This window comes from Shewanella sp. 6_MG-2023 (genome assembly GCF_030547195.1).
Lineage (GTDB): Bacteria > Pseudomonadota > Gammaproteobacteria > Enterobacterales > Shewanellaceae > Shewanella.
Genome location: NZ_JAUOQU010000028.1, coordinates 66,284 through 74,758 on the forward strand (window position 1 = coordinate 66,284; position 8,475 = coordinate 74,758).

4 protein-coding genes are annotated in these 8,475 nt (G+C 41.3%); 3 read left to right on the plus strand and 1 reads right to left on the minus strand.

Going from position 1 to position 8,475, the window contains the following annotated elements:
• Window positions 1-450 precede the first annotated feature (450 nt).
• The gene (gene mutS / locus Q4533_RS15620; RefSeq protein WP_102438088.1) at window positions 451-3,030 is read right to left on the minus strand and encodes a DNA mismatch repair protein MutS; all 2,580 of its coding nucleotides are present in this window, start codon (window positions 3,028-3,030) and stop codon (window positions 451-453) included.
• 422 nt (window positions 3,031-3,452) lie between these two features.
• Between mutS and recA the strand changes: the two genes are divergently transcribed.
• The 3 genes from recA (at window position 3,453) to csrA (ending at window position 8,172) form a co-directional block, all read left to right on the plus strand.
• Window positions 3,453-4,517: a recombinase RecA gene (gene recA, locus Q4533_RS15625; RefSeq protein WP_076542998.1), complete on the plus strand. Its 1,065-nt coding sequence runs from the start codon at window positions 3,453-3,455 to the stop codon at window positions 4,515-4,517.
• A gap of 411 nt (window positions 4,518-4,928) precedes the next feature.
• Window positions 4,929-7,553: an alanine--tRNA ligase gene (alaS, locus tag Q4533_RS15630; RefSeq protein WP_303503221.1), complete on the plus strand. Its 2,625-nt coding sequence runs from the start codon at window positions 4,929-4,931 to the stop codon at window positions 7,551-7,553.
• Between the two features lie 415 nt (window positions 7,554-7,968).
• The gene (gene csrA, locus Q4533_RS15635; RefSeq protein ID WP_076542996.1) at window positions 7,969-8,172 is read left to right on the plus strand and encodes a carbon storage regulator CsrA; all 204 of its coding nucleotides are present in this window, start codon (window positions 7,969-7,971) and stop codon (window positions 8,170-8,172) included.
• The last annotated feature ends 303 nt before the right edge of the window (window positions 8,173-8,475 follow it).

Consider the following 8,475-nt stretch of genomic DNA (forward strand, 5'->3'; position numbering starts at 1 on the left):
TAGGTTCTAAGTATTAGTTATGAGTACTTAATCATTATAATTGTAATGAATGGGCCGTGATAAACAGCCCATTCAGATTTTACACTGAGCACAATTGCGCTCATCATTTACAAGTTTGATAGCCTTTTTAGTCCATAAAGCATATCAATTGCTTGTTTAGAGCAGTAATCATCAGGATTGACTTTAGGTTCTAAGTGTTAGTTAAGGGGACTAATTATTGTAATGAATGGGCCGTGATAAACAGCCCATTCAGATTTTACACTGAGCACAATTGCGCTCATCATTTACAAGTTTGATAGCCTTTTTAGTTCATAAAGCATATCAATTGCTTGTTTAGATCAGTAATCATCAGGATTGACTTTAGGTTCTAAGTGTTAGTTAAATTGTAGTGAATGGGCTGTGATAAACAGCCCATTCAGATGTTACACTGAGCACAATTGCGCTCATCACTTACAAGTTTGATAGCCTTTTTAGTTCATAAAGCATATCAAGTGCTTGTTTAGGGCTGTAATCATCAGGATTGATTTGACTGAGTTTTTCAGTCGCAGCATTCGCTTCAGCTTCAGGGATAGATAAATTTAATGCTTCTTGAATTGGCATTTGCTGGCTATTGGCCAAATCTCTACTTTCTAGCATATGCAGTTTTTGTTTAGCCGCTTTGATCACATGGGCTGGAACACCCGCTAAAGAGGCCACCTGTAAACCATAGCTCTTACTTGCCGCGCCATCTTGCACTGCATGCATAAAGGCAATAGTGTCACCATGTTCGATAGCATCTAAGTGCACATTCGCTGCTGATGGGATCTGTTCCGGCAATTGAGTCAGTTCAAAGTAATGGGTGGCAAATAGCGTTAATGCCGCCACTTTTTCGGCTAAGTATTCTGCCGCTGACCAGGCTAAAGATAAACCATCATAGGTTGAGGTGCCGCGGCCAATTTCATCCATTAACACTAAACTTTTGGCCGTTGCGTTATGTAAAATATTGGCGGTTTCAGTCATTTCTACCATGAAGGTTGAGCGCCCTGATGCTAAATCATCGGAAGCACCAATACGGGTAAATATTCTATCTATTGGACCTATCACTGCTTTTTGTGCCGGAACAAAGCTGCCGATATGTGCCATTAAGGTGATTAATGCTACTTGGCGCATGTAAGTCGATTTACCGCCCATATTAGGGCCAGTAACCACTAGCATTCTTCTTGAAGGTGCTAATTGCACCGGGTTGGCAATGAATGGACTTTGGCTGACTAGCTCAACTACCGGATGGCGACCAGCTTCAATATGAATACCAATCTCGTGAGTGATTTGCGGGCAATTATAGCCAAGGGTTTCAGCTCGTTCGGCGAAATTACTTAATACATCCAACTCTGCTGCGGACTGAGCAAATAGCTGTAACTCATGTAGTTTCGGTAGTAATAAATCAAACAGTTCTTCCCATAGTTTTTTCTCAATGGCCAACGCCTTGCCCTGACTTGAAAGTACTTTTTCTTCGTACTCTTTAAGTTCTGGGGTGATATAACGTTCAGTATTTTTTAAGGTTTGACGGCGTTGATAGCTTAACGGCACTTGATCAGATTGTAGGCGGCTGACTTCAATATAATAACCGTGCACACGGTTATAGCCGACTTTAAGGGAATTAATGCCTGTTTGCTCTTTTTCTCGCAGCTCCATTTGCACTAAATAGTCATTAGCGCCTTCACTTAAACCGCGCCACTCATCAAGCTCGGCGTTATAGCCAGTTTTAATGACTCCACCATCACGAATAAGCATGGGTGGATTATCAACAATCGCTGAGGCTAAAAGCTGTTGCTGCTCAGGGAATTCTCCTAGTTTTCGCGCCAGAGTCTTCAGTTCATCTTGCTGACAATGGCTTAAGGTTTGCTGGATTTCAGGCAGCAATTCTAATGCTTGGCGTAAACGGGCAAAATCACGTGGTCGTGCACTTCTTATGGCAAGCCTTGCCATAATGCGCTCGATATCACCTAAAGCTTTCAGTTGTTGGTGTAAGTCGGCATACAAACCGCTATCAATTAGCTCGGCAACCGCTTGTTGGCGCTGATGAATATGCTGCTGGTTTCTTAATGGTTGGTGGATCCAGCGTTGCAGCATTCGACTGCCCATAGGTGTTGCCGTCTTATCTAGCACCCAAGCAAGTGTATTGTCACGCTGGCCCGACAGGTTCAAAGTTAATTCAAGGTTGCGTCTGGTCGCAGCATCTAAAATGATAGTATCAGCTTGATTAAAAAGGGTAATGCTATTGATGTGCGGCAAAGCTGTCTTTTGGGTGTCTTTGACATATTGCATTAAGCAGCCAGCAGCTTGCAGTGATAAGCGAGCATCTGTAATGCCAAAGCCATGTAAATCTTTCGTGCCAAATTGCTCCAGCAATAGCTGTATGCTGGTATCGTAATCAAATTCCCATTCTGGGCGGCGACGAATACCTTTAATGTTTTCAATTAAATGCACATCGACTAAGTCTTCGCTGTAAAGTAGCTCTGCAGGGCTGGTGCGTTGTAATTCAGCTTCTAATGTCTCAGCGTTTTCTAATTCGACTACCACGAAACGCCCTGATGACACATCTAAAGTTGAGTAGCCGAAACCATTTTTACCTTGATAAACCGCAGCTAACAGATTGTCTTGACGCTCTTGCAGTAAGGCTTCATCAGTTAAGGTGCCAGGCGTTACTATACGGACAACTTTGCGCTCAACCGGACCTTTACTTGTAGCAGGATCGCCAATTTGTTCACAAATAGCTGCTGATTGACCAATTTGGACTAATTTAGCCAAATAGCCTTCAACAGAGTGGTAGGGAATACCTGCCATAGGGATGGCATTACCACCACTTTTGCCTCTAGCGGTCAACGAAATTCCTAAAAATTCAGAAGCAAGTTTGGCATCTTCATAAAATAATTCATAAAAATCTCCCATACGATAAAACAACAACATATCGGGATGCTGCGCTTTAAGCGTCAAATATTGGCGCATCATCGGAGTGTGCTTTTCTAAATTTGGATTTTCAATTGCTGTCATTAATTTGTTGCTCTAAATATGGCTTGGGGATCGGAAAAAAGACCAATACTAATCGGCGCTCATCTTAGCAATAATTGATTTGAATCCCAATAGAGTTACTCATTTAGCGCGGTTCTGAACTGCTATTATCGAGTTGAAAGAGTATAACTATTGGCTTATTTGTCAGATGGTTAACATATTGAAACCACTGTATACAGTAGTCTTTATATACAGTGGTGTAGAAGTTTTAATTATATTTTTACTTATAAGGTATTGATATTGATATTGAAAAACCTTGTTTATTAGTGGTTTTGCAATTTTTTTTTGAGTAACTATTGATACTGTATGATTATACAGTATACTGAGCTCATATTAAGAAACAGACAAATTTATTCGTTATCAATCTCGCCAATGAGATGAGTTCGCTTAGAGGGATAATCACAATGAAAGCAGATCCAAATAAAGAGAAAGCACTGAATGCCGTGTTAGGTCAAATTGAGAAGCAATTTGGTAAAGGTTCAATCATGAAGTTGGGCGCAGACCGCACAATGGATGTTGAAACCATTTCTACTGGCTCACTTTCATTGGATGTTGCCTTGGGTGCTGGTGGTTTACCTATGGGGCGAATCGTAGAAATCTACGGTCCTGAGTCATCAGGTAAAACAACCTTAACCTTAGAAGTGATTGCAGCAGCACAGCGTCAAGGTAAAACCTGTGCGTTTATCGATGCTGAGCATGCTCTTGATCCTATCTATGCTAAAAACCTTGGTGTTGATATTGATAACCTACTTTGTTCGCAACCAGATACGGGTGAACAAGCACTAGAGATTTGTGATGCCTTAACTCGCTCTGGCGCCGTTGATGTGATCATTGTCGATTCAGTGGCGGCATTAACACCAAAAGCTGAAATTGAAGGTGAAATTGGTGACTCACACATGGGCCTTGCTGCTCGTATGATGAGCCAAGCAATGCGTAAACTTGCTGGTAACCTTAAGCAATCAAACACGCTATTGATTTTCATTAACCAAATTCGTATGAAAATTGGTGTGATGTTCGGTAACCCAGAAACTACAACAGGTGGTAATGCACTTAAGTTTTACGCCTCAGTGCGTTTGGATATTCGCCGTACAGGTGCAATCAAAGATGGCGATCAGGTGGTTGGTAACGAAACCCGAGTTAAAGTGGTTAAAAACAAAATTGCAGCGCCATTTAGGCAAGCTGAATTCCAAATCTTGTACGGTAAGGGTATTAACCGTACTGGTGAGCTAGTTGATTTAGGTGTGGCGCATAAGCTTGTTGAAAAAGCTGGTGCTTGGTATAGCTACAAAGGCGGCAAGATTGGTCAAGGCCGTGCAAATGCCGGTAAGTACCTAATTGAAAACCCTGCTGCGGCTGAAGAGATCGAAACTGCATTACGTGAATTATTGCTTAGTAAAGATAAAGAAAAAGATGCCGCCCCTGCTAAACCCGATGAAAACATCGATTTAGAAACCGGTGAAGTGTTTTAAGCCTTTACTAGGTATTAGTAGTTAGAATTATTAAATCGCGGTGAGCTATATGCTCGCCGCTTTTTTTTATCCAATTTTGCTCAGTATGTAACTCATATCTGTCAGAGGCTATATTTTGCTGTTACGCTAATGAAGCTTAACAGCGCCTATCAATTAGCATTATAGCCACTCTTGTTAGCCGTTTTGTTAGCTGTTTTAGTTGCGGTAATTTTTTGATTACCCATAAATATGGCTATATTGCACAATCAATCAAATATTCGATGATCAAAATCGTTAAATTCCAGCCTAAAATAGCCAATCTATTGCCCTAGAATGTCGCACCTATAGTTTGTTTAAGTATATAATGTTGGCAATTTAGCGCTGACTAACAGCTTCCTGATAAATACGATTTATCCATTTTAGGGCGATTTCATGTTTCAAACTACCGCAGAACTAAGAAGTGCTTTCCTAGAGTTTTTTCGTCACAACGAACATCAAGTTGTCGATAGTAGCTCTTTAGTACCTCACAATGACCCAACTTTACTATTCACCAATGCCGGTATGAATCAGTTTAAAGACTGTTTTTTAGGTCAAGAAAAGCGTAGCTATACCCGAGCGACAACATCGCAACGCTGTGTACGTGCTGGTGGTAAACATAACGACCTTGATAATGTAGGTTACACCGCTCGTCACCATACCTTCTTTGAAATGTTAGGTAACTTCAGTTTTGGTGATTACTTCAAAGAAGAAGCCATTAGCTATGCATGGCGCTTTTTAACTGAAACATTAAAGCTTCCAACCGAGCGTTTATGCGTCACCATCTATGAAACTGATGATGAAGCGTTTGATATCTGGACTAACAAAATTGGTGTCGCCCCTGAAAATATTATCCGCATTGGTGATAATAAAGGTGCACCTTATGCGTCTGATAACTTCTGGCAAATGGGTGACACAGGTCCTTGTGGCCCATGTTCTGAAATATTTTATGATCATGGCGAGCATATCTGGGGCGGTCGCCCTGGTACTCCAGAAGAAGATGGCGATCGTTTCATTGAAATCTGGAATATCGTATTCATGCAATACAACCGTCAAGCTGACGGCGAAATGAAGCCATTACCAAAACCTTCTGTTGATACTGGTATGGGTATTGAGCGTATTGCTGCGATTATGCAAGGCGTACATTCAAACTATGAAATCGATATTTTCAAACAGCTTATTGCTAAAACGGCTGAAATCATTGGTGTCCAAGATTTAGAAAATAAATCTTTACGGGTTATTGCCGATCATATTCGCTCTTGTGCATTTTTAATTGCTGACGGTGTAATGCCGTCAAATGAAGGCCGCGGCTATGTACTACGCCGTATTATTCGCCGCGCAGTGCGTCATGGTAACAAGCTTGGCGCGACAGATACCTTCTTCTACAAATTAGTGCCAACATTAATTGAAGTGATGGGCGATGCAGCTAAAGGCCTTGTTGATGCTAAAGCAATTGTTGAAAAGTCTTTAAAAGCCGAAGAAGAGCAGTTTGCTAGAACGCTAGAGCGTGGCCTAGGTATTTTAGATGCAGCCCTTAATGCACTTGAAGCTAATATTTTAGATGGTGAAACAGCATTTAAACTTTATGACACCTATGGCTTCCCTCTCGACTTAACCGCGGATGTATGTCGTGAGCGTGATATCACCGTTGATGAAGCAGGATTTGAAGCGGCAATGGCTGAGCAGCGCAGCCGAGCACAAGCGGCTGGCAATTTTGGCACTGATTACAATGCAGGCCTTAAAATTGAAGGTGAAACCGAGTTTTGCGGTTATAGCGAGCTAAATGGTCAAGGTAAAATTACAGCTATATATGTAGAAGGTAATGCAGTTGATTCATTAACGGCAGATCAAGAAGCGGTCATTGTATTAGATAATACGCCGTTTTACGCTGAGTCTGGCGGTCAAGTTGGCGACAAAGGCCATTTAACAGTTAATGATGCTAATTTTGCTGTGACCGATACTCAAATTTTTGGTCAAGCTTTCGGTCATCAAGGCAAGTTAGTTGCTGGTGTTTTAAATGTTGGTGATAGCGTTAGCGCTGAAGTCGATAAAAAACTTCGTCATCGTACTCAGCTTAACCATTCAGTGACCCATTTATTACATGCAGCACTACGTAATGTACTGGGTAGCCATGTAAATCAAAAAGGGTCATTAGTTAACCCTGAGCGTTTACGTTTTGACTTTGCTCACTTTGAAGCGGTCACCGCAGCAGAACTTAAGCAAGTTGAAGACATGGTTAATACTCAAATTCGTCGTAATCATGAATTAAAAACTGCGGTTATGGGGATTGATGAAGCCAAAGAGCAGGGCGCAATGGCGTTGTTTGGCGAAAAGTATGACAGCGAAGTGCGTGTGGTTACCATGGGTGACTTCTCTATCGAGCTTTGTGGTGGTACTCATGTTGGCCGTACTGGTGATATTGGTTTATTCAAAATCACTTCAGAAGGTGGTATTGCAGCAGGTATTCGCCGTATTGAAGCGGTAACGGGTGCCGCAGCAATGGCTTATGTTGCTGAGCAGCAATCTCAACTTGAACAAGCGGCAAGTTTGCTTAAGTCAGATTCAGCCTCTGTTGTAGCGAAATTAAAAGCACAGCTTGATAAAGTAAAATCCCTTGAGAAAGAAATGTCGCAGCTAAAAGATAAGTTAGCTGCAGCAGCCAGTGCCGATATTGCTGGTGAAGCTGTTGAGATGAACGGCATCAAGGTATTAGTTAAAAAGCTTGAAGGTGTGGACCCTAAATCTTTACGAGGCTTGCAAGATGAGCTGAAGCAAAAGTTACCGTCATCAATTATCGTGCTCGGTATTGCTGGCGATGCAAAGGTTAACTTGATTGCTGGTGTGAGCAAAGATCTTGTCGGTAAGGTTAAAGCTGGTGAACTTGTGGCTATGGTAGCACAGCAGGTTGGCGGTAAAGGTGGTGGGCGCCCTGATATGGCCCAAGCTGGCGGAACACAACCAGAGAACTTAGATGCAGCATTAGCCTTAGTTCAACCATGGCTCAGCGAACGTTTAGGCTAACTGACAACTTAAGCCATAAGGTGTTTACGGCATTTTATGGCTTGAGTATTAGGTTGAGCTTTGAGATAGTGGTTCGGCAAGCTTATAAAGCATTCTTAGGTATCATTTTTTACGCTTTTTTGACTCAAGCTACTATAATTCTAAATTGAAGCAACTTTTATGCTTTTTTTGTACGCATAAGCAGCAATTTATTAAATTACCTGTTTTGCTTTTGTTTAAAGAATAGCCTTTAAATGTTATCAACTTGAAATAATCAGGCCGCAGGAATACGTTTTTTCTTTTTTTTGGGGTAAAAAGCTTAAAAGTTTTATTGATTTAGTGTCGTCACTAATGATTTGTATTAAGCTAACATTATTAAACGCGCATATTACGGATAGAAGCTGGTGTATGCTGATTGGACTAAAGGAGCAATCGAATGCTGATTTTGACTCGCCGTGTTGGCGAAACATTAATGATAGGTGATGAAGTGACTGTTACTGTACTAGGTGTAAAAGGTAACCAAGTACGTATCGGTGTGAATGCACCTAAAGAAGTATCAGTTCATCGCGAAGAAATTTATCAACGTATCCAGTCTGAAAAATCTGGCAACGTTACACCTGAAGATGGTGGCAATTTCTGATATATCAGACATTGTTTGCGATTTACCAATAAAGCCAGCGAAAGCTGGCTTTATTGTTTTTAGACTATTTAAGATTGTTTGCTAAAAAAAATACAAATTTTTTTAATTGAATTGATGATAATTGTGGCTTAACTCATCAATGTGCTCAAAAACAGTTCAAATGAATATAAGATGCTGAAAAAGGTTTGACTTATTTTCGGCAAACAGTAATATGTGCGCCAAGAAACGGAGAGGTGGCCGAGTGGCCGAAGGCGCTCCCCTGCTAAGGGAGTATGGGCTTTAACTCCCATCGAGGGTTCGAAT